This is a genomic window from uncultured Pontibacter sp. (assembly GCF_947492645.1).
Classification (GTDB): Bacteria; Bacteroidota; Bacteroidia; order Cytophagales; family Hymenobacteraceae; genus Pontibacter.
On record NZ_CANLMZ010000009.1, the window covers coordinates 122180 to 144825 of the forward strand.

Below are 22646 nucleotides of genomic sequence, written 5' to 3' on the forward strand. Positions count from 1 at the left end.
CTCTAAAGCAAAAAGGCCTGGCTTTATACTTGCCGGGCCTTCTATACTTATAAATTCAGGCGTGGGTCAGAGTCCAGTATAATCCGTTCTCTTTCGAGTTCCCGCTCTTGCCTTCTTCGTTCCCGCCTGTTGCTCCCGAAGAGCTCCTGCAGCGTATCAAAGCGTTTGGTGTGCAGCAAACTAAACCGCTGCCGCGATGCTACCGAGGTTCTATAGTCAAAGTAGGTTCTGGGAGTGGTGCTGTATTCCAGCCTTAGTCTTAACTCACCGGACTGGGTAATGTAGTATTCTAGAAACCAGTCGCCAACATAGTTGGTAGAGTTGTTGGCGCCATTCACATCGTTGTTGCCGCCAATGCCCGTTTGGTTTGTTACCCGCAGCCTGCCCTGGAAGAAAGTATAGCTCAGGCGCAATTGCAATGTAGACAGAGACTCCTGGTTTAAGCCTGATAAGCCGATGTCTATCTCCAGGTTACTGTCGATGCCGCCCAGGAAGGTGTTTAGCTGCCCAGATAATAAGCTGCCAAGGCTTCCGCCTACAGCACTAGCTCCCACGCCGCTTTCTAAGGCTAATGACCCGGGCGGGGAGAGCCGCTGTAATACCAAAAGGCTGAATACCTGCCGGTTTAGTTCTGTTTCGTCGTTGTTTATACTATTAAGTATAGATATGTCTGTAGTTGGTAATTTAAGGCCCAGATCTACCTGCGGTGTTAAAAGTGGCCCTGTTAAGCCAATCTCCACGGTTACAGCCTCGCGCACGTTCTCATATCCTAAAGGTTGCAGCGATGTAAGCTGCGTGTACTCGGCTGAAATGTTCATTACTCCTGCAGTCGGGTCGCCGTTCCAGGTAATGGTACCGCCAGGCACAACTTTAAATTCCCGGCTTACCAGCCCCTCTAGCAGGTTCAGGTTGTAGGCACCGTTGGTGATCTCGAAAGCACCGAACATGTTAAATTCACCGCGTGTGTCAATTGTCATCCTGATGTCGCCGTTTCCGTTGCCACTAATCACATCACCGGTTGTTCTGTCAATGATGATCTCAAAGTATGCGTCGTCGGTTACGTTCAGGTTAAAATCCAGGTTTATGCCTGACAAGTCTACACGCTGGTCTTCCACAGCTAAACCCAAACCTGTAGTATCGGCGCCCTCTTTTTCTACAAAACGGATGAAATCCTTTCGGGCTACATCTGTCTGGTAATCAAGGGGTAAAACAATGCGGGTGTTCTCGTTGCTGGTAGCGTTTATTTTTACTTGCAGGTTATCTGTCGGGCCAAGTATACTGGCTGAGCCTGAGGCAAAGGCTGTCCCGTAAAAGAGTTCGTTTTGCTCTTCAGTTGTGTTCAGGATCATGAAGTTGCGGTATCGCGCCTCCATATCCAGTACCATGTTCTGGAAACCATCGTGTGCTATACCCCCCGAAACAGTACCTCTGTTACCGAAAATATCAACGAGCTGGGCATTCCGGAAACTGATGCTGTTCGCGTCAAGGTAAATTCTATCAGAGAAGGCGTATGACGTATTAAGGTAATCAAACGTGAACTGGCCATTAGTTACCATCACCGATCCTTTCAGGATAGGATAGTCCAGCCTGCCAAGTACCCGAATTCTTCCTTCCATCTCACCCTGTAAGTCAGACATGATGCCTTTCAGCACAGGCTCCACTAATTTCAGGTTGGCTTGGTCGAGTACAGCCAATAAATCCAGTTGGTCGTCTTCTGCAAGGGGGTTGTAGTTGCCAGTTACAGTTAATACTTTCTTGTTGTTTCGCTCTATGCCCAAGTCCACTATGGCCTGCTTTAACCGGTTGTTCCAGTTGGTGTTGCCCAGTAAGTTGCCAATGTACACCTGGTCCAGGTAAAACGAATCTACCCGCATGCTGCCCTCGAATTTAGTATCCTGGTACACGTCCTGGGCCATAACCTGGCCGGTTAGTTTACCGGCAATGGGCATAGCCAGAAGCGGGTTCAGGTTCTTCAGATCAAAGTTATCGACATTAACCACCAAACGGCTATCCGGTGCGTCAGACACTTCTCCTTCGGCACGTATCATTTGGTTTCTGTTTGAGAGGGAGAAATCCTCAAACACCAGCTTTCGACCTGCTTCGCTTATATATAAGGTATTGCCGGGGTTAAAGGCCCATGAGTTTTTCTGCAACGTTATATCAGACCTGTTAAACACAACCTGAATCTGATCCTGCAAAAAATTAAGGTCGCCGGTAATAGAGGCGCGGTTGTTTTGCTCAGGTTGCCGGATGCTGGTGGAGAAGTCGATGTTACGCTCGCTCCATATAGCCTCCAGGTAAAAGTCCTGGGTTTGGCCCGCGCTTGGTAGTTGCTGCCTTTTAGATGTGAAGAGCGCCGCCGCTAACACATCAGGGTTGCTTTGTATTTTAGAGGTGTTCAGTTCTATGGCGTTTCCGAAAAGCTGGAAATCTTTATACAGTAGAGTGTCTACAGCAGTATAGAGATCGAGGATAACAGTATTTTCGTGCCTGAAGGAGCCCTCTATTTTTGTGCCAGGGGAGATGGTTAAGTCAGGTATAAATAAGTTGAAAAGCGGTTGAGGCCTTTTTAGGTTAATGTTGTAAGTCAGAGCATAGTCTTGTCTTGGTTGCTTTGATTTACGGGCATAGTAGGCTGCCGTAGCAGGATCATTGCTCTCAAAGTTAAGTTTATACTCGTGCACCAGCGTTTTAAGGTCTGCAATTAGGGTAGTATAATCAAAATCGCCATCTATACGCATGGCCATAAAATCGGAGTTTAAATCAAGGTTGCGCTGCCCGTTTACCAGTTGCGAGTTGATAGAGATGGTGTCTAAGGCTAGGTCTTTCCCTTTGTAGCTGATAAATGCGCTATCCAACTGAGCTGTGCCCACAAATGCATCTAATTGCAAACCGCTAAAATTAAGATTGGCATTTGCCCTGATTGTCAGGGGCTCCTTGGATATTTTGAGTGCCTGTAGGTCTACGCGTTGCAGGTTGGCCAGAAGGTTAAAGGACTGCTGTTCCCGTGCAAGATCAACCTCCCCGTTGGCAGTAAAAGTCAGGTTGGGATCGTTGATGGATACCTGGCCTGTAAAGGTTTGGTCCGTGAGGGTGCCGTTGGTTTTGATATTCCGGTAATTGTAACCCAGCACCTGCACCTGGTTGATGGTCGCGTCCATTTTTACGTTTGCATCCTGCAGCGTAAAGCCAGAGCCCTCAAGCCGCCCACTCATAGAAATGGTCCTGATCTTATCTTCAGCCGCCAACAGCCTTCCCAGGTTAAAGCTGTTCGTTGTCAGGAAACCGCTGTATGAAGAGCGCCTGGTATTATCGTCTATTTTCAGGTTAATGTCTGACTGCAGGTTGCCAAGCGCGGTAGAGAAGTTGCCATTTGATACAAAGTCGTTGTAAAAGCCCAGGAAACGCCCATCCATTCTTACAGTTCCTAATCTGGCGGCAATGTCGTAGGCATCTTTTGGTAAGAATTGCTTTATATCCCTTGCATTGATGGTTGACGACTTTAAACGCATATTGGCAAAGGTTTCTCTAAAGTTAGGCAAGCCATCTGCACTTATACTTCCAATGATACGGGTGTTCTCGCCATACTCCAGATCCACGTTGGTGGCAGTAAAATTTTTCACTTTCCCTTCAAATTCTATGGAGTGCGCCAACAGCGCTTCGTCATACTCTTTTAAAGGTGTGGCAAAAACAGCGATATCTTTAGAGAAAACTTTTGACTCCTGTAGCCGCACCGTCATGGCAACGCTATCGTTGAAGTCTGCAAAGTTTCCAAAGCGGTTGTAATCGAAACGAACAAAATCTTTCAGGTTGCTGTCGTTTACCCTTAAGTCCAGCTTGTCCCATTCCCAGAAGGTGGAAGCGTAGGTCATGCGGGTGTCCAGGTGGTGCAGTTTTGTATTGGAACGCGTCTCGGTTGTGGAGAAGTTGGTAATATTGGCTTTAAGGGTATCCTCCAACTGCAACTCATTAAACCTGCCGCTTATTTTATCAAACGTCATGTGGGCGTAATCCATACCGTGCGCAGTAGGGGCCTTCCGGAAATCGTCGTAAATAAAGCGGCCGTTGTTTAGTATGAGTTCGTCTAGGGTAAAGTAAAATGGCTGAGAGGGTTTGGTAGTGTCTTTTACAAACATATCGCCCAGCGCAGACAGAAACCTGCTCATGTTAAGCGAGTCTGTTTTTTCGTATACTACCAGGCTGGCCCGTGGCTGGTCCAGGGTAAGGGAGCTTATACTTAACGTGTTGGGGTTGAAAACAGACCAGGTGCCAATTTCTGCATCGGCTTTGCCAATGTAAAAGAGTTCGTTTCCGCGATAGTCCTTTACCAGCACATCTTCCAGCACTACGCTATTAAAAAAAGAAACATCTACGCGGCCTATACTTACTTCGTGGTGCAGGCGCTCAGAAAAGTATGTCGCCACCCGCTGCACTATTTTTGTTTGCACCCCCGGAAAGCGAATAGCCACAAAAACAGCCGCAAATACGAGTAAAAGGAACAGGAATAGCCCCAAAACTATTTTTAGAATAGCTTTTCCTATAACTTTGGCGTAATTTATTGACTGTTCTTTTTCCAAAAGATGACTGAACCTACAATTTTAGCGATCGAATCTTCCTGCGACGATACCTCTGCCGCTGTTATACGTGGTGGCAAGGTGCTGTCTAATATAGTAACAACGCAGGCTGTACACGAACAGTATGGCGGCGTTGTGCCAGAACTGGCCTCCAGGGCGCATCAGCAGAACATCATACCGGTTGTATACCAGGCACTACATACAGCAAATGTAAGTAAAAGTGAGTTAAATGCAGTTGCTTTTACGCGTGGCCCTGGTCTTTTAGGTGCTTTGCTTGTTGGGTGCTCATTTGCCAAGTCGTTTGCGCTTGGCTTAAACATACCTTTAATTGAGGTTAACCACATGCAGGCGCACATCCTGGCCCACTTTATAGATGACCCTAAACCGCAATTTCCCTTTCTTTGTTTAACCGTCAGCGGCGGCCATACGCAAATTGTTTTAGTCAAGAGCCACCTCGAGATGGAAATTATAGGCCAGACTACTGATGATGCTGTAGGAGAAGCTTTCGATAAAACTGCCAAAATGCTTGGTTTGCCATATCCTGGTGGGCCAATGCTGGATAAAATGGCCGCAAAAGGAAACCCGGATGCCTTTGCGTTTCCGGTTGGTAATATGCCGGAGTATAATTTCTCCTTCAGCGGTATCAAGACTTCTGTTTTATACTTTCTGCGAGATCAGGTAAAGGCAAATGCAAACTTTGTGGAAGAGAACCTGGCTGATATTTGTGCGAGTGTGCAGAAAACGCTTATCAAAACTTTGCTGAAAAAGTTAGTGCTGGCGGCTAAAGACCTTAACATAAAAGAAATTGCCATTGCCGGGGGCGTGTCGGCTAATTCAGGGTTGCGCCAAACGCTGCAGGATTACGCTGTAAAGTATAAATGGAATGTCTATATTCCGGCTTTCCAGTACTGCACCGACAACGCTGCCATGATTGCGATGGCCGCCCATTACCAGTACCTAAAAGGCGACTTCGCTGACCAGTACGTTAGCCCGGAGCCAAGACTTAAATTTTGATAACAGTAAACTATGCAACCCGGCGATACCCGCACTTATGTAAAGCATGTAACTGAAGCCGACTTTGCTCGTTTTGATGATGGCCTGGTACATGCTGTGTGTTCTACCTTTTCGCTGGCACAGGCAGCTGAATGGGCCGGCAGGTTATTTGTTTTAGATGTGAAAGCAGAAGATGAAGAGGGGATAGGTACTTGTTTGACGATCAATCATAAAGGGCCTGCATTTGAGGGAGAAAGTATAACCATTACAGCTACCCTGGAAAAGTATGACGGGCACGAAGTGATCTGCAGTTACAAGGCAACTGTTGGCGACAGGTTAGTGGCAGATGGGCAGACAGGGCAGAAGATTTTGAAGAAAGAAAAATTAGCCAGAATTTTGGCGCCGAAGAAAGGATAAATGGCAAAAGACAAAGATAGAATACAGAAGCATGTTAATATCGTTAATCGAAAAGCTTCATTCGAGTACCAGTTCCTGGATAAGTATACTGCCGGTATCATGTTGAAGGGTACTGAAATAAAGTCGATCAGGGAGGGCAAGGTAAATTTGCAGGATGGCTATGCTGTTTTTACGAACGGCGAGCTTTGGCTGCACAACCTGCACATCGCTACTTATACCGAAGGTACACACTATAACCACGAACCCATACGTGCCCGAAAGCTGCTGTTAAACAAGCGCGAACTTCGCAAATTGGAATCAGGGGCAGAAGAGCAAGGCGTTACCATTATACCTACACGTGTTTTCATAAACGACAGGGGGTTTGCTAAAGTAGAGGTTGCATTGGCACGTGGTAAAAAGCTGTACGACAAGCGACAAGACATTAAAGAAAAAGATGTGAAGCGCGAAATGGACAGGGCTGGATATTAGCAAGTACAGCTTGCTTTACATCTGATGGGTAAATTCATCAGATGTGATGACAAGCTTCATTTCAGCTCAGCGCAAAACCAAAGTTATACTTGCTGTTTAAAAGCAACATCACGCAATAATGCTTACCAATTTTTATTTACTCATTCATTAATCTAAAAGCTGTGGAATACGGTATTTGTTCTCTTAGCCTGGCACCCATGCGTGCCGAGACATCTGATAAAGCAGAAATTGTAACACAGATGATTTTTGGTGAATGCTACGAGGTTTTAGCCAGAGAAGGTAATTGGGTGCGTGTGCAGTTAGCTGCTGATGGCTACACAGGCTGGATAGATCATAAACAACACACTCCAGTTACTAGTGCATATTTTCAGCAATGGAAAAGCGCAAGCCACCCACGCGCCATGGACCTGGTGCAGGTAGTATCAGACAAGGATGCACGTATTCCGATTGGTATTGGCAGCTATTTACCGTTTTTCGATGGTATGAGCATCCGGGTGAATGAGCAAAGTATGGTTTATAATGGCCGGGCATCAAACCCATCGTCGGTTGCTACAACTGCACAATTAATTAAAGTTGCTTATAACTTCATCAAAGCGCCATACTTATGGGGTGGCAAATCCATATTCGGCATAGACTGTTCCGGATTTACGCAGCAGGTTTTTGGCATTTGCGGCTACCAGCTGCCCCGCGATGCTTATCAGCAGGTATCTCATGGCGAGGAGGTGCATTTTGTAACGCAGGCTCAAGCCGGCGACCTGGCTTTTTTCTCGAATGAGGAGGGGCGCATTGTGCATGTAGGCATTGTTTTGGAAGGCCAACAGATCATGCACGCCCACGGCGAAGTCAGGACAGACACCCTGGACCATAATGGCATATACAATGTAGAACGCAAGCGCTATTCCCATAACCTGCGCATAATCAAGCGTATCACTTTATAACGATTAATAGTTTTTTCTATTACTGACACTATATCGGGCTGGTTTTTTCCGTAAAAGCTTATCGTAAGCTACGGTAGCAGCCATGAAAGATAAAGTTCTCATCCTAAACCAAGATTTTAGTGCCATTGCAGTTTGCTCTGTTCACAAGGCTTTTTTGCTGGTATACCTGAACAAAGCTGAAACAGTAGCTAAGTTGAAAGATGCTTGCCTGCGCACCATAAATCATACTTATCCCGTTCCTTCTGTTATCAGACTGCAAAACTACGTGCGTGTGCCTTATCATGGCATTGCGCTAAGCAGGCATAATATCATGCGCCGCGATAACTATAGTTGCCAATACTGCGGCTCACCTAAAAACCTTACGCTAGACCACTTGCTGCCACGCTCCAGGGGAGGGGAGACCAATTGGCTGAATTTGGTTACTGCCTGCATGCGCTGCAACACCCGCAAAGGAGACCGCACACCCGAAGAGGCCGGCCTAAAGCTGAACCGAAAACCTATCAGGCCATCGCTACAACACTTCCTGCAACTGCAGGTGAATGTTCATAACCAGGACTGGAGTAGCTACCTCGGAATGCCAAAAGAGTTGTATTAAACTATTACTAATATATTTAGTTAAGCATATGTAATGGATGGATAATCAGTAGGTAATGCGAATGCAGTTAATGTTCAGATATAATCATAAAGTATAACTGCAGCTTTCAGACGCCCGCACCCTGGTAAAGTTGTCTCTTGCCTTTTTGATGCCTCAGTTGTAAGGCTGGTTGAGCTCTATGAGAGCTTTTGGCTTGCCCAGCAGGTAAAGCACAATTACTTAATTAACCCATACTACTAACTTAACCATATACCCCTTGTGCGCAGCCGTGCTGCGCTTTGGTCTGAATATGTATACTTCCTGTCCGTAAAAACATAGGATGCCTTACCTCAGCTATAAGTATAAAGTATGGTTGGCTCGCAGCACATTTCCGGTTATGCAAGGTTGCTGTAAACTGCAAGGCAGAGGCTGCTGACTTTGTGCCTAAAGCCCTCGCCAATGTATAGTGCCGAGATTTTCCTCAATACTTTGGTTTACGCAATTTCTTCCGGGGTATACTTAAATTATCTGCCGCTCACTATAAATCATACTTGCAAAAGTAGTAGGTGTTAGTATTTTATATGATAATTTGTTACTTTTGCCCCTCATTCAAGTGGATGGTCCTGAAACACTTCAGGGAAATGTATAACCTAAACCAAATCAGCGGATTGCTCTACGCTGGTGGCTACTCCAGAGCAATAAAACAATATGAGTAATTCTCCAGAAAATTTCGATTGGGACAAGTTTGAGTCTCAAGGTTTCGGCGGCGGCTACAGCAAAGAAGAAAAAGCCGAAATGGAAAAAATGTATGACGACACCCTGACTACCGTACAGGAGCAGGAGGTTGTTAAAGGAACCGTTGTTGGTATCACTGATCGTGACGTGATCCTGAACATTGGTTTCAAATCTGACGGCTTGGTTCCGGTTTCAGAATTCAGAGATCTACCTGACCTGAAAGTTGGCGACGAAGTTGAAGTATTTATCGAAGACCAGGAAGATCCAAACGGTCAGCTTATCTTGTCTCGCAAGAAAGCGAAAATCGTTTCTGCCTGGGCTAGCATCTACGATGCACTTGAGAATGACAACATTCTGGAAGGCATCGTTAAGAGAAGAACCAAAGGTGGTCTTATCATGGACATCCACGGTGTGGAAGCGTTCTTACCAGGTTCTCAGATCGACGTGAAGCCAATCCGTGACTTCGACGTGTTTGTAGGTAAGAAAATGGAAGTTAAAGTTGTGAAAATCAACGCCGCTTTCGACAACGTGGTTGTATCTCATAAAGTACTTATCGAGAAAGACCTTGAGCAGCAGCGTGCCGCTATCCTGAACAACCTTGAGAAAGGCCAGGTACTAGAGGGCGTTATCAAGAACATGACAAACTTCGGTGTGTTCATCGACCTTGGTGGCGTAGATGGTCTGCTTCACATTACAGATATTTCATGGGGCCGTATCAACCACCCGGAAGAAGTATTGCAGCTTGATCAGAAAGTTCAGATTGTAGTTTTAGACTTTGATGAAGACAAGAAGCGTATTTCTCTAGGTATGAAGCAGCTTACGCCGCACCCTTGGGATGCGTTGCCAGCTGAAATCGAGGTTGGCTCTAGAGTTAAAGGTAAAATCGTTAACGTTGCTGACTATGGCGCATTCCTTGAGCTGATGCCAGGCGTTGAAGGTCTTATCCACGTTTCTGAAATGTCATGGTCACAGCACCTGCGCAACCCACAAGACTTCATCAAGCAAGGCGACGAGGTTGAGGCAGTTGTATTGACTCTTGACCGCGAAGAGCGTAAAATGTCTCTGGGCATTAAGCAGCTTACTGAAGATCCTTGGACAAAAGAAGATGTGTTAACTAAATATGCAGTAGGCACGAAGCATACTGGCGTTGTTCGTAACCTTACAAACTTCGGCCTGTTCTTAGAGCTTGAAGAAGGTGTTGATGGTCTGGTACACGTTTCTGACCTGTCTTGGACGAAGAAGATCAAGCACCCATCTGAGTTCGTAAAAGTTAATGAAAACCTTGACGTAGTTGTTCTGGAGCTTGATGTTCCTAACAGAAGACTTGCGCTAGGCCATAAGCAACTTGAGGAGAACCCTTGGGATACATTCGAGTCTGTGTTTAACGTAGGTTCAGTACACAAAGCTTCTGTTCTGGAGAAATCTGAGCGTGGTGCTGTACTTGAGTTACCATACGGTATCGAAGGTTTTTCTTTCCCTAAAGGATTGACAAAAGAAGACGGTTCTCAGGTTGAGGTTGGCGACAGCCTTGATTTCAGAGTAACTGAATTCTCTAAAGAAGATCGTAAAATCATCCTTTCTCATACTTCTACTCACACAGAGTCTGCTGATGCTGCACGTGTAGCAAAAGCTACTAAGAAGCCATCTGCTGCTGCTACTGGTGAGAAGAAAGAGCCAAAAGCTCCTAAAGTACAGAAAGAAGCTGACAAGTCTACATTAGGTGACCTGGATGCACTTTCTGCTCTGAAAGAGCAAATGCTTTCTAACGAGAAAGAAGCTGGTGTTAAGAAGTTAGAAGCTGCTGCTGCTAAAAAAGCAAAAGATTCTGACAACGAAGGCGAAACTTCTGAAGAAGAGAACAACGCTTAGTTTTAAGCTTGTTACATAATAAAAGGCCCCGGATTGCTCCGGGGCCTTTTTGCTTTTATACCTTAAGCATAAAGGTTTATTGCAGCTGCACGTGCTGACTACGTTAACCTTAATTTCAAATTAAAAATATACTGTAAACTTATTCAGGCCAATCCGTTAAACGCTACTGGGCAAACATATTATCAAACATGAAGGCAGTTATACTTTTAGGTACGTTAAAAAAAGAAGGCTTGTCTAATACCGAAGTTCTATGCGAGTTTCTGGGAAGCTATTTTGATAAGGAAAATATTCAAAGTGAAATCATCAAGTTGGTAGATTTCACTATTTTGCCCGGTACCTACAATAACATGGGCAGCGGGGACGAGTGGCCTCTGATTTTAGAGAAGTTGCTGAAAGCAGACATCATAATCTTTGCTAGTCCTATTTGGTGGAACAACCAATCGTCGGAGATACAGAAGGTGATCGAGCGCCTTGATGAACTGCACGATGAAATATTAGAAGGTAACAAGTCCAGGCTGGATGGTAAGGTTGGAGGTATCGTAATTACAGGCGACTCCGACGGTGCACAGCACATTATCGCAAACGTCAGCAATTTTTTTAATGCGGTGGGGGTGTTATTACCACCTTTTGCAACTTTATCTGTATTGTGGGAGAAACAAAAGAAGGGTGCCAAAACAAGCCGTGAAGAACTGATGGCGAAGTATGAAGCAGACTATGCAGCAACTGCCGAAAAAATGGTTAAGCAACTTAAAAAGTATAAAGGGGCGTAAACCAAATAGGAAATGTGTTTGCTTAATCTGTCTTACGATAAATTAAGCCCCTGATAACTTATTACTTAACGCCATACAGGAAAAATACTTGCCACTATAGTTTGACAAACATACTTCTCTGTGTATATTTGCACTCCAATAACACGGTAACGTGGCCGAGTGGCTAGGCTCAGCTCTGCAAAAGCTGCTACAGCGGTTCGAATCCGCTCGTTACCTCAAAGCCCCAGCAATATTTTTGCTGGGGCTTTTTGTTTATAAGCTTCTGTCCCTCAGGCGGCATTTCAGAGCGCCACCTTTACAACGCAGCAATCCATTTCTTTTGCACTAAATTTTTTTGTGGAGGTATAATCTTTTGATAAGGTTTGACGTATGCATCTGTACAAAAACCAAATAAAGCACCTTCACATAAACCTTATTCTAAGACCTATCATTAAAAGTTAGCAAAGTATAAAACTCTTGTGCCAGGCATACTGTAGGGGTTTACAACTGTTTATGCATCAGGGATAATTTAAACAAATCCCGTAGGAAGTATAAAACACAAATGGATAGAATATAGCAATGCTTACGCATACAAATTAAAACATGAAGATTATAGATTTGCGCGTGATGCGCGGGCCGAACTATTGGTCGGTGAAGCACCCCAAGATCATTGTTCTTAAACTGGCTTTAGATGAACTTAGCCAGACACTCACAAACCAAATTCCTCAATTTCACCAAAGACTTAAGACTACCTTCCCGGGCATGGTAAGCCACCGCTCGTACGAGGGAGTGGAGGGAGGCTTTTTTAAGACTGTTGAAGAAGGCACAACCTTTGGGCATGTAGTGAAGCACATAGCGCTGGAGCTACAAACCTTGGCCGGCATGGACTCAGGTTTTGGCCGTTGCTACCCAGCCAAGCAAGAAGGGCACCTTACGGTAATCTATTCTTACCAGGAAGAACGTGCTGGCGAGTATGCTGCCTACGCAGCTGTGCGTATCGCGAATGCTTTGGTTAAAGGCGAGAAGTATAAGCTTGCAGATGATATTACCCGTTTGCACGATATCCGTGAAGATGAGTACTTTGGGCCTAGTACCTATGCCATCGTATCGGAGGCAGTAAGCCGGGGCATACCCTACATCAGGTTAAACCGCCACTCGCTTATACAGTTGGGCTACGGTGTAAACCAAAAGCGCATACAAGCCACCATGACGGGGCAAACCGCCTGCTTTGCCGTAGAAATAGCCGGAGATAAAAACGCTACCAAGTCTCTGCTCGACGAAGCGGGAATTCCGGTGCCTAAAGGTACTACCATCAGAACACAAGATGAACTGAAACGTGCCATCAGTTGGCTGGGCTTTCCGCTGGTAATTAAACCCCTGGACGGGAACCACGGCAAGGGTGCAACCATAAATATAAATAACCTGAAAGATGCGCAAAAAGGATTTCTGGAGGCAAAGAAATTCTCTGAAGATATTATAGTAGAGCACTACATCAACGGGTTCGATTTCAGGCTTTTGGTTATAAACGGAAAATTTGTAGCTGCTGCTAAACGTACGCCTGCTATGGTAACAGGCGATGGCGTATCTACAATAAAGCAACTGATTGATCGTGAAAACAAAGACCCAAGGCGTGGTGTCGGGCATGAAAAAGTGCTCACTAAAATCAACATAGACAAGCATACCCAGAATATACTTAAGCTAAAGAACCTTACTACGCAATCGGTATTGGCGGCCGGAGAGGAGCTTTATCTTAAATCAACTGCAAATATAAGCACAGGTGGTACAGCTACAGATGTTACCGACCTGGTAGACCCTTACAACATCCTGATGGCAGAGCGTATAGCTGGGCTGATAGGATTAGATATCTGTGGTATAGATGTAATGACGACAGACATTGCCATACCACTAAATGAGGCGCGTGGTGCGGTGCTGGAAGTAAATGCGGCACCGGGCTTTAGAATGCACATTTCTCCGACTTATGGCTTGCCGCGCAATGTGGCCGAACCTGTTATCGACATGTTGTTCCCGAGAGGAACGCCTGGACGTATTCCTATTATTGCTGTAACCGGTACGAATGGCAAAACCACTACAACCCGCCTCATCGCGCACATGGTAAAAGGCAAAGGCTATCAGGTTGGCTACACCACCACCGATGGTATTTACATACAGGATAAATTGCTGGAGAAAGGAGACACCACAGGCTCGTACAGCGCGGAGTTTGTGCTGAAAGACCCAACCGTAAACTTTGCTGTACTCGAGTGTGCCCGGGGTGGTTTGCTGCGGTCAGGTTTAGGTTTTCAGCAATGCGACATTGGTATTGTAACCAACGTGAGCTCCGACCACCTGGGTATGAAAGATATTGATACTTTAGAAGAACTGGCGCAGTTAAAGTCAGTTATACCGAAAAGTGTAAGCAAAGACGGTTATGCAATACTTAATGCCGATGACGACCTGGTGTACGCCATGGCCGAAGAAGTTGAGTGTAATGTAGCCTTTTTCAGTATGGATGAAAGTAACCCCCGCATACTAAAGCATATTGCTAAGGGTGGTCTGGCAGCAGTCTTTGAAAACGGCTATATCTCCATCTTCAAAAACAGCTATAAAATAAGGATAGATCGGGTGGCAGATGTGCCGCTTACCTTTGGTGGAAAAGCTAAATTCAACATCGAAAATATTTTAGCTGCAACATTAGCAGGTTATATTTCATATTTCGATGTTCAGGATATTAAAACATCACTACGTACGTTTATACCATCACCGAGCAAGACGCCTGGCCGTATGAACTTGTTCAAGTTTCCTGATTTTGAAGTGCTAGTGGACTATGCACATAATGTGGGCGGACTAAGAGCGATAGGTGATTTTATGGAGGAACTGGAAGCTACCAAAAAAATTGGTGTAGTGGCAGGTGTAGGCGATCGCAGACCAGAAGACTTCTACGAAATTGGCCGAGTGGCAGGAGAGGTGTTTGATGAGATAATATTGCGCCTTGATTCAGACTTGCGCGGCAAAACTGCCGAAGAAATAACAGGCCCTATTATGCAGGGTATAGAAGATGTAGCTCCTGGGAAAACAGTTAAGCTTATTCCGGAAGAAATGCGTGCCATTGCCTATGCTTTAGAGCATGCGGAGCCGCATTCTTTTATCGCCATTTTTACCGAAGACATTCAAGAGGCGGTTAGGATGGTAGAAAGCTTTAAGGTTATACAGGATCGAAAGATACTTGTTGATTAATTCTAGCGCACGCGTTAGAGCTATTTTTACATGTGAACGATGGACTAAAGCCTCACCCGTAGGAGTGGGGCTTTTTTTATGACCGCTTCTTAAGTATAAGTATAAGTATAAGTATAAGTATAAGTATAAGTATAAGTATAAGTATAAGTATAAGTATAAGTATAAGTATGGTCTTTATACTTTGAGAAAGCTCAGCAACTTGAGAAGCCCTTGGTGTGGGCAATAAAAAAGCCCCTGTGTTAGCAGGGGCTTTTATAAAGTCTTAAGCGTTTATTTTAAAACAAAAGTAGTCTTTCCAATTACAAAGCCATCGGCATATAACTCAATTGTATGCTGGCCTTTTTTGTATTCAGCGTTCTTGTCGTATAAAAAGCTTAATTGCTGTTGTGTGTTATCAAAAACAAAGTCGCGCTTGGCAGTATAGTACATGTCTTCTCCGTCTATCTCAAAAGTGCCAGAGCCCATGGATAGGTTGTAAAGCGCAGCGCCATCAGGTTCGATCAGGCGCATGTAAACTGTTTTAGGCTCTTTGGTTGCTACATCATTCTTTGCAAATTTAAACACAACACGAATTTTGTCTACGCGCTTGGCACGGTACTCGCTATCGCTGTCTTCTTTTTCTTTGCCGCGTTGGTTTATGATGTTTACCGCTATGTTTTGCGCCTCCAGCCGCGATGCCACCTTTACTTTTTCAGAAAGGTCCATGTTGGTGGTTTTCATGGTGGTTAAGCTATCAGCCAGGCGGTTCTGGGTTACTTTCAGGCCGGTATTCTCTGTATAAAGCACTTCATTATCTTCTTTCAGCTTCGCAATTTCTGCGTCCTTCTCTTTTAGCTGTTTTTCAAAGGCACTCGCTCTATCGCGGAAACGGCGCTGATCGGCAAGGCTGTAGCTGCTTTTTCTGAAGCCGCGCAACTGGTTCAGGTCCGAGTTGATGGAGGCAATTTTAGCTTCAAGCGAATCGTTTTCTAAGCCCATTGCCTGTAGTTCCTGGCTCTGGCGTTCAAAATCGGCCTTCAGCGCTTCGTATACTTTAATCTGGTTTTCTAGCTCGTGGTTTTTAACCCGGATAATTTCTTCCTGCTCTTCAGTCTTCTCCTTTTTCTGATAATTCATGTAAATGAGAATACCATTGATGCTCAGTAGGACAACAAGAAGGCCCGTGATCAACAGTTTACGGTTGCTTCTATTTTCAGGCGTGTTTACTGACATAAGTAAGGGTTTAGTTTAAATTCTTTCTAAGAAAAAACTGTATTTTAAGCGATATTAGGTAATGTAAGTTTCAAATATAAAACTTTTACACTATAAATATATTAGCATGCCGCAAGATTTTAACGCCAGCTATTGGCAACAACGTTATACGCAAAACCTGACTGGTTGGGATACTGGTGCTATAACGACTCCTCTTAAAAGTTATTTCGATCAACTGGAAAACAAAACTTTGCGCATCCTGATTCCAGGATGTGGCAATGCCTACGAAGCAGAGTACTTATTCCGCAACGGGTTTAAGCATGTATACCTGGTAGATATTGCGCTGGCTCCCCTGCAAAACTTTGCCGAACGCGTACCGGACTTCCCGAAAGAGCAACTCCTGCACCAGGATTTTTTTGAGCTGGAAGGCAAGTATGACTTAATGGTAGAGCAAACTTTTTTCTGCGCCCTCGAACCATCCCTCAGGCCTGCCTATGCACAAAAAGCAGCATCGCTTTTAGAACCTGGTGGCAAGCTGGCCGGTTTGCTGTTCTCTATCACCTTTGATAAGGCCGGCCCACCCTTTGGCGGCAGTAAGGAGGAGTATGAAGTATACTTTAAGCCATACTTTCGGTTTAAGCATTTTAGCCAGGCCTATAACTCCATACCACCGCGGCAAGGCAGCGAATTATTCATGGTGCTGGAGAAATAGAACTGCTGTCCTCCATACGTTAAAGTTTAGATTTCCGCAATCTGAGGCATTAACGGTGGGTATACTTTAAGTGAGAAGCTACACGTTTTGACTTAAAGTTTAGGCAATAAGGTGCGTGTTTTCTTACTATTTAACTTTATAGCTACCTTTGTACTGCCCTAAGGCATTAAACCAAGTATAAAAATCATGTTCGAGATACCCAACTTAAAACATACAGGCAGCGGCAACTTTTTCCTGATGGCCGGGCCATGCGCGATTGAGGGCGAAGAAATGGCGCTGCAGATTGCGGAAAGACTGGCAACGTTATCTGATAAGCTGCAGATTCCGTTGATTTTTAAAGGCTCTTACCGAAAAGCCAACCGCTCCAGGCTTGACTCCTTTACCGGCATCGGCGATGAGAAGGCACTTCGAATTCTGCAGAAGGTAGGGCAGGAGTTTAACATCCCGACCGTTACTGATATCCATGAGTCGGAGGAGGCAGCCATGGCAGCAGCTTACGTGGATGTACTACAGATACCCGCCTTCCTTTGCCGCCAGACAGACCTGCTTGTGGCAGCGGCTAAAACAGGCAAGGTTGTGAATGTAAAAAAAGGCCAGTTTTTATCGGGTGACGCCATGCGTTTTGCCGTAGAAAAGATTAGGCAGTCCGGCAACGACAAAGTTATACTGACAGACAGAGGCAACAGTTTTGGCTATTCCGACATGGTGGTTGATTTCCGAAACCTGCCGGAAATGCAGGCGAACAATGTTCCTGTTGTGATGGACGTAACGCACTCGCTGCAGCAGCCAAACCAAAGCTCCGGAGTTACCGGTGGTAAACCTGCCCTGATCGAGACTATTGCCAAAGCAGCCATTGCCGTTGGAGCCGACGGTCTTTTCATCGAAACTCACCCGCAACCAAGTATAGCTAAGTCTGATGGCGCTAATATGTTGCCGCTGGATCAGTTAGAAGGATTACTTACTAAGCTTGTTCGCATCAGAGAAGCCATCAAGTAAGGTTTAAATTTTAAAAAAGCACATATGGACAGCGCCTACCAATCCGATTGGGATGTGTATTTCTGCTACCTTGAGGATGCTCCCGCCTTTATCAGCGTAGATTTGGGCCTTCATAAGTTGGCTCCTCTTTCTGATAAGCCTCATTTAATTGAGGTGATGGTGGGTTTGTTGACCACCAACGAAGATGGTTTTCCGGATAATGCGGAGTGGAAAAAACTGGAGGAAATTGAGGATATGCTGGTAAGCAGCTTCGAGAAAAGCCTGGAAGCTGTGTTTGTAGGCAAAACCCTGAATAGCGGGCGAAGAGGCGTATACTTTTACAGCGGCGATACCCTTTTGCTGGAGCAGATGCTCGATGAGTTGCGGATACAGTTTCCGGAGTATTCCTTTGAGCACCAGGTAACCGAAGACCCCACCTGGGAAGTTTACTTTGAGTACCTCTTCCCGGACGAGGACAGCCTGCTGCGCATTAAAAATAACAGGATACTGCAGGAGTTGGAGTTGCAGGGCGATCAATCTTTTATTCCCCGTAAAATTACCTATTACTTATACTTCCGAACAGCAGAAGACAGAGCTGCTGCGAAAGAAGATATCCTGAGTTCGCTTGGGGTAGAGGAGGAAATAGAAGAAGAGGGCGAATTACCTTTCAAACTTGTACTGTGGAACGAAAGTAAAGCCAATGAGGAGACTATTTACCTGGTAACTGAAATGCTTACAACCCTTGCAAACCAGTACGATGGCGAATTTGACGGCTGGGAAACCCAGGTAGTGCAAGAAAACGATTAGCAAGACGCACGAATAGCCTGCTTAAGTATAACAGTAGGCTAGAAGTATAGCGTAAAGTGCTCTTTTGGTTGGCTAGTCCTGAAGAAAACTAACCCGATATAAAATAAATCAACAGTCTGAAGCACCTGCGGGTGCTTCTTTATTTCCTGCCAGGCACGTTTCATTTCCGCTGACCAATAAAGGTCATCAAGCACAAAAACGCTGTACTCGTGGTGTTTGCTGAGGCACAGGTTAAAGTAACGCATGGTAGGCTCGTAGCGATGGTTGCCGTCAAAAAACGCAAAATCAATGTGCTTAACCATATGTACCTGCATTTGTAGCGTCTCGTCCAGGTTGCCGGTAATAAGATGTATGTTATCTAAACCGAGCTTTTTAAAGTTCTGCTGCGCCTGGCTTGCAATGTTTGGGCATCCCTCAAAAGTATAAATGCTACCATTTTTACGCGCTGAGGCTAAGTAGCTGGTAGTAATGCCAAGCGATGTACCCAGATCGAAAACTGTTTCAGGTTGAAAATGATTGACCAGCCTGAAAAGCAACTGTCCATACTTTTCCGGTTTAGCCGATGATCTGGCAATGCCTTTAACAATTCTTGTTTTCTTTGCCCCAGCCTTTGGCCCTGCTCCAAAGTCTGTAACCTCCAGCTGTGTATCGTCCTGCAGCAGTTCGCTTCGCAGCGCCTCCACGTTACCATAATCTACATAAAATCCATCGTGCAGTATAACATTGTGATACAGGTCGAAAATGAACGGGGAATGTACGCCATGCAATTTGTAAGCCTTAGCTCTGTATAAAGCGTAATGGGCTGCGAGGTGGAAGGGTAGCACTACTGTATTTGTTGCGTTATAAAATTGCTGACGATGTAGCGGATGTCAATTTAAAGCCCAGCATCATGCAGTTGATCCAATTAAAAGAAGTATTTAAGTTGTTAGGTCAGCCTCCATTAGAGATAGGAACACAAAGCACCAATTTAAACTAAGAATTAGGCCTCTAGTTAAGCTTGTAAGGCACGATGAGGGTAAACTCAGGTATAGTTACATCAAACTTTTTCCCGTCTACCATACGCTCCATTAAATAAGTGCCACGCATTTTACCCATACCTGTTTTCAGGTTGCAACCCGACACATATTCATGCGATTCGCCGGGTTCCAGTACCGGTTGCTGCCCCACTACGCCTTCACCCTCTACTTCGCGTACAACGCCGGTAGCATCGTGTATGTACCAATGGCGGCGCAGTAGCTTAACTGTAAACTCAGAATTATTTTCTATACTTATCTTGTAGGCAAATACATAATGCTGCTGCACAGGACTGGAATAGTCTGGAAGGTAATTGGTGGTAACCGTAACTTTTACACCTTCTGTCGTTTTTGTATCCATGTTACAGAGTTTTTTGTATACTTAAAACCGTAAAGGGATGCAAAGGTTGCTCCTGTGGTTTTATTCGTGTTAAACCAAACTTACTACTCCTAACGCTCATGAATGTAAAGATAGAAGAAAGCTGGCAAAATGTGCTGCAAGATGAATTTGAAAAACCTTATTTCAAAAATCTTGTCTCTTTTGTTAAAGACGAATACACTTCTCAAAAAGTTTACCCACCCGGCAGCCAGATTTTTAATGCTTTTCAGATGTGCCCCTTTGATGAGGTGAAGGTAGTTATACTTGGCCAGGACCCATACCATGGGCCTAACCAGGCAAACGGGCTTGCTTTTTCAGTAAGCGACCAGGTGCGCACGCCTCCCTCGCTTCTTAATATTTTTAAAGAGATTAAAACTGACCTGGGTAAAGAGATTCCGGCAACAGGGAACCTGGAAAGGTGGGCCCAGCAAGGTGTTTTGCTATTAAATGCAACCCTTACTGTAAGAGCAGGCAATGCAGGATCGCACCAGAAAAAGGGGTGGGAGGCATTTACCGATGCCGTGGTGCAACAGGTAAATGATAAAAAGGAGCATGTCGTGTTTATGCTTTGGGGAGCCTATGCCCAGAAAAAAGGCGCTTTTATAGATGAGCGTAAACACCTTGTGCTTAAATCGGCACACCCGTCACCTTTTGCAGCCGACAGAGGATTTTTCGGGAACAGGCACTTTAGCAAAGCCAACAATTATTTAGTTGAGCATGGCCAGGAGCCTATTAATTGGTAATATTTTGCAGGCACCCCTGATGCTTGCTTAGCTAAGGGGGCAGGGGTGCCTGCAAAAGTATAACTTCAGGTTACCAACGCACGGAGGCAAACTGTGCCGGGTCAAACCAAGCTGTATCAGTTGCCTTCGGGAAACGCATATTGAAATATTCTTCGCGCAGCGTAGTTTTTCCGTCAGTTTTAAAGATAACCTCAGTTGCTACCCACTTGCCCTCTAGTTTCTTATAATTGTTTATCTCTACCTCGCGTGGCGTGCCTTTTGGGTTAGTTAGCACACGCACTATGTAAAGCCTCTCTTTATCTACCCAAAACTGGGGAGTCGTATTGTCTTTGGCATCAGCAGTTCCGATAACATAGGCATCGCGTCCCTGCCATTTGGCTTCCGTTATTTTAGACAGGTCAAATCCTATTTTCTGCAGTTTGTTTACCGAAACCTCAGGCTGCAGAAAGTATACATCAAAGCAAAGCAACAGGAGTGGGTGTATCTGGTACGTTTTACCCTGTAATTTATTATCCTGGAAAGTATAAACGGAGTCTTGCCGGAAGATGACACCGTTGCCGCTCTCGAAACCGTTAAACCGGATGCCCAGGTTGCCAGGCTGGCTGTATACTTCCTGCCATACTTCTTCTTTGGAGATGGTTTCGCCGTCGTAGTAAATGGCGCGCTGCTCGAAAGCAAAATTGGGATACCACTTTTTATGCCAGCGGCTGTGCATGGCTTTAACGAGGTTGCTGCCGTTTGTAATGGCTTCTGGTTTGGCAGGCGAGGCAAAGCCCCAAATGCCCAGGCTGGCTAGGCAGATGCAAAGCATACTTGCCCAACTTAAAAGGTTCTTTTTCATAGTGTAGTGTTATTTTAGATGCGAAAGGTACTAAAAAAACAATGTGACAGGCTATACTTTATTTCCCAGCCTAAAGGTATTTTTGTAATTTAGACTTGACATCATAGCACAGCAACCATGAAAATTTACCATAACCCACGGTGCAGCAAAAGCCGCCAAACGTTAGAACTGTTGCAAAATGCAGGGCACCAGCCCGAAGTTGTTGAATATCTCAAAACACCGCCAACTGCATCTGATTTAAGAGACTTGCTGCAAATGCTTAACCTGCAACCAGAACAACTGCTTCGGAAAGGCGAACAGCTTTACAAAGACAAGTATAAAGGCCAGCAGCTTACCAACGAGGAGTGGATTACAGTAATGACTGAAAACCCTGTATTAATTGAGCGCCCGATTGTAGTAAAAGATAATAAAGCAGTTCTTGGCCGCCCTCCGGAGAATGTGCTAAGCATTCTATAAGTATAACCAGGCTTGTAGGTAAGATTTGTACCCGCACCTCCATATACGCATCACTACAAACAATCTAGAGATTGGTTCTAACCTTTTTTGCTTGATCTTATCATAGTTAATCTGAGAGTAAGCTGTTGTCTGAGTTAGAATCAGCAAAGACAATATAAGTCTGATTACGCCCATTCTATACTTGGTTAGAAAGCTTAACGTAACTACCAGCTAAACGAAAACATACGTTTAGTTACACTATGTGTGGAGTACCATTGTTTAGGATTGCCTATACCAAATATAGCACATTTTGAATCAATATAAATCCTTGGCCTCATGAAGTCGGAACAAGGGAAGCACAAGTATAATGATCTAAAAATTATACTTGTGTATGCCTGTTCCAGGCATTTTGTAGATTGAATAAAAGTGGATAGAAAGGCAAGGAAGCCATTAATGGATTGTAGTGCCACACAGCAGGGAAGTGCCTAAGGTCCGGGTTCCAGATGATCAGAGGTGTCAGGAGCTTTATAGGATTGCCATGGAAACTTGCCTTCAAGTTCTACCTGCAGCGAAAGGCTCAGGAATGTCCTGATAAGTACTATAAGCCCCAGCGTTTGTACACGATCCATGGTTGGTTCTGTAACAACAGTAGCAATGATATCGGCAGCAACTAATATTTCCAGGCCAAGAAGTATCGCTTTACCCAAATCCTGGCGTAGTTGTTTATATGATTTGATCTTGGAATTCCATACCGGGAAGAAAAACCTTATCAGCGCAATAACGGCTCCGAAGGCTATAATGCCAACACCAATTGCCTCTATTGCCTGGGCGATGATTTCGATGTAATATCTGATATATTCCACTAGCCGGTTTCGCCTATCTGTGCAGTTAAATTGTTTAACCTGTTTGAACGGCACTTCTTAAAAGGGGTTGCCTGGGCACAACCGGGTTGCACTAGCTATGTGTTTGCTTTGGTGTAGTTATACTTAGCTGCGGTGGAGG

The 22646-nt window shown here is 44.9% G+C and carries 20 protein-coding genes and 1 tRNA gene; 14 read left to right on the forward strand and 7 right to left on the reverse strand.

Going from position 1 to position 22646, the window contains the following annotated elements:
* Positions 1–47 precede the first annotated feature (47 nt).
* Positions 48–4514, reverse strand: coding sequence for a translocation/assembly module TamB domain-containing protein (locus Q1A23_RS14620; protein ID WP_299824597.1), 4467 nt, complete (start codon positions 4512–4514; stop codon positions 48–50).
* A gap of 66 nt (positions 4515–4580) precedes the next feature.
* On the opposite strand from Q1A23_RS14620, the gene tsaD reads away from it, so the two are divergent.
* From tsaD to cphA, 9 genes are all read left to right on the forward strand, one after another.
* The gene (tsaD, locus tag Q1A23_RS14625; RefSeq protein ID WP_299824598.1) at positions 4581–5588 is read left to right on the forward strand and encodes a tRNA (adenosine(37)-N6)-threonylcarbamoyltransferase complex transferase subunit TsaD; all 1008 of its coding nucleotides are present in this window, start codon (positions 4581–4583) and stop codon (positions 5586–5588) included.
* Positions 5589–5600: 12 nt separating this feature from the next.
* Complete coding sequence (locus Q1A23_RS14630) at positions 5601–5984, forward strand: hypothetical protein (protein ID WP_299824599.1); 384 nt, start codon at positions 5601–5603, stop codon at positions 5982–5984.
* A complete protein-coding gene (smpB, locus tag Q1A23_RS14635) occupies positions 5985–6452 on the forward strand; it encodes an SsrA-binding protein SmpB (RefSeq protein WP_299824601.1) in 468 nt (155 codons plus the stop codon). It begins immediately after the preceding gene.
* Between the two features lie 161 nt (positions 6453–6613).
* Complete coding sequence (locus Q1A23_RS14640) at positions 6614–7390, forward strand: C40 family peptidase (protein ID WP_299824603.1); 777 nt, start codon at positions 6614–6616, stop codon at positions 7388–7390.
* 82 nt (positions 7391–7472) lie between these two features.
* Positions 7473–7985, forward strand: a complete 513-nt coding sequence (locus tag Q1A23_RS14645; protein ID WP_299824605.1) for an HNH endonuclease — start codon at positions 7473–7475, stop codon at positions 7983–7985.
* 687 nt (positions 7986–8672) lie between these two features.
* Positions 8673–10568, forward strand: coding sequence for a 30S ribosomal protein S1 (gene rpsA, locus Q1A23_RS14650; RefSeq protein WP_299824607.1), 1896 nt, complete (start codon positions 8673–8675; stop codon positions 10566–10568).
* Between the two features lie 188 nt (positions 10569–10756).
* Positions 10757–11338, forward strand: a complete 582-nt coding sequence (locus Q1A23_RS14655) for a flavodoxin family protein (RefSeq protein WP_299824609.1) — start codon at positions 10757–10759, stop codon at positions 11336–11338.
* A 145-nt stretch (positions 11339–11483) separates the two neighbouring features.
* Positions 11484–11554, forward strand: a tRNA-Cys gene (locus tag Q1A23_RS14660).
* Between the two features lie 366 nt (positions 11555–11920).
* Entirely contained in the window at positions 11921–14548 is a 2628-nt protein-coding gene (cphA, locus tag Q1A23_RS14665) for a cyanophycin synthetase (protein WP_299824611.1), read from the forward strand.
* Positions 14549–14624: 76 nt separating this feature from the next.
* Here the strand turns inward: cphA and Q1A23_RS14670 are convergent, their stop codons facing one another.
* Both Q1A23_RS14670 and Q1A23_RS14675 read right to left on the reverse strand, forming a co-directional pair.
* On the reverse strand, positions 14625–14771 hold the full coding sequence (locus tag Q1A23_RS14670; RefSeq protein ID WP_299824613.1) for a hypothetical protein: 147 nt from the start codon (positions 14769–14771) through the stop codon (positions 14625–14627).
* 47 nt (positions 14772–14818) lie between these two features.
* Entirely contained in the window at positions 14819–15760 is a 942-nt protein-coding gene (locus Q1A23_RS14675; protein WP_299824615.1) for a hypothetical protein, read from the reverse strand.
* A 106-nt stretch (positions 15761–15866) separates the two neighbouring features.
* On the opposite strand from Q1A23_RS14675, the gene Q1A23_RS14680 reads away from it, so the two are divergent.
* From Q1A23_RS14680 to Q1A23_RS14690, 3 genes are all read left to right on the forward strand, one after another.
* On the forward strand, positions 15867–16451 hold the full coding sequence (locus Q1A23_RS14680) for a methyltransferase domain-containing protein (RefSeq protein ID WP_299824617.1): 585 nt from the start codon (positions 15867–15869) through the stop codon (positions 16449–16451).
* A gap of 186 nt (positions 16452–16637) precedes the next feature.
* Positions 16638–17447 carry a 3-deoxy-8-phosphooctulonate synthase gene (gene kdsA / locus Q1A23_RS14685; protein ID WP_299824619.1) on the forward strand — a complete coding sequence of 270 codons (810 nt, stop codon included), beginning with the start codon at positions 16638–16640 and terminating at the stop codon, positions 17445–17447.
* A 24-nt stretch (positions 17448–17471) separates the two neighbouring features.
* On the forward strand, positions 17472–18233 hold the full coding sequence (locus Q1A23_RS14690) for a DUF695 domain-containing protein (protein ID WP_299824621.1): 762 nt from the start codon (positions 17472–17474) through the stop codon (positions 18231–18233).
* A 38-nt stretch (positions 18234–18271) separates the two neighbouring features.
* Here Q1A23_RS14690 and Q1A23_RS14695 read toward each other — a convergent pair whose 3' ends face one another.
* Both Q1A23_RS14695 and apaG read right to left on the reverse strand, forming a co-directional pair.
* A complete protein-coding gene (locus tag Q1A23_RS14695) occupies positions 18272–19057 on the reverse strand; it encodes a class I SAM-dependent methyltransferase (protein WP_299824623.1) in 786 nt (261 codons plus the stop codon).
* Between the two features lie 163 nt (positions 19058–19220).
* A complete protein-coding gene (gene apaG, locus Q1A23_RS14700) occupies positions 19221–19607 on the reverse strand; it encodes a Co2+/Mg2+ efflux protein ApaG (RefSeq protein WP_299824625.1) in 387 nt (128 codons plus the stop codon).
* A gap of 98 nt (positions 19608–19705) precedes the next feature.
* On the opposite strand from apaG, the gene ung reads away from it, so the two are divergent.
* On the forward strand, positions 19706–20368 hold the full coding sequence (gene ung / locus Q1A23_RS14705; protein ID WP_299824627.1) for a uracil-DNA glycosylase: 663 nt from the start codon (positions 19706–19708) through the stop codon (positions 20366–20368).
* Between the two features lie 70 nt (positions 20369–20438).
* On the opposite strand, the gene Q1A23_RS14710 is transcribed toward ung, so the two are convergent.
* On the reverse strand, positions 20439–21209 hold the full coding sequence (locus tag Q1A23_RS14710) for an outer membrane lipoprotein-sorting protein (protein WP_299824628.1): 771 nt from the start codon (positions 21207–21209) through the stop codon (positions 20439–20441).
* 117 nt (positions 21210–21326) lie between these two features.
* On the opposite strand from Q1A23_RS14710, the gene arsC reads away from it, so the two are divergent.
* Positions 21327–21665: an arsenate reductase (glutaredoxin) gene (arsC, locus tag Q1A23_RS14715; protein WP_299824630.1), complete on the forward strand. Its 339-nt coding sequence runs from the start codon at positions 21327–21329 to the stop codon at positions 21663–21665.
* Between the two features lie 464 nt (positions 21666–22129).
* Here arsC and Q1A23_RS14720 read toward each other — a convergent pair whose 3' ends face one another.
* On the reverse strand, positions 22130–22507 hold the full coding sequence (locus tag Q1A23_RS14720; protein WP_299824632.1) for a DUF1622 domain-containing protein: 378 nt from the start codon (positions 22505–22507) through the stop codon (positions 22130–22132).
* Between the last annotated feature and the right edge of the window lie 139 nt (positions 22508–22646).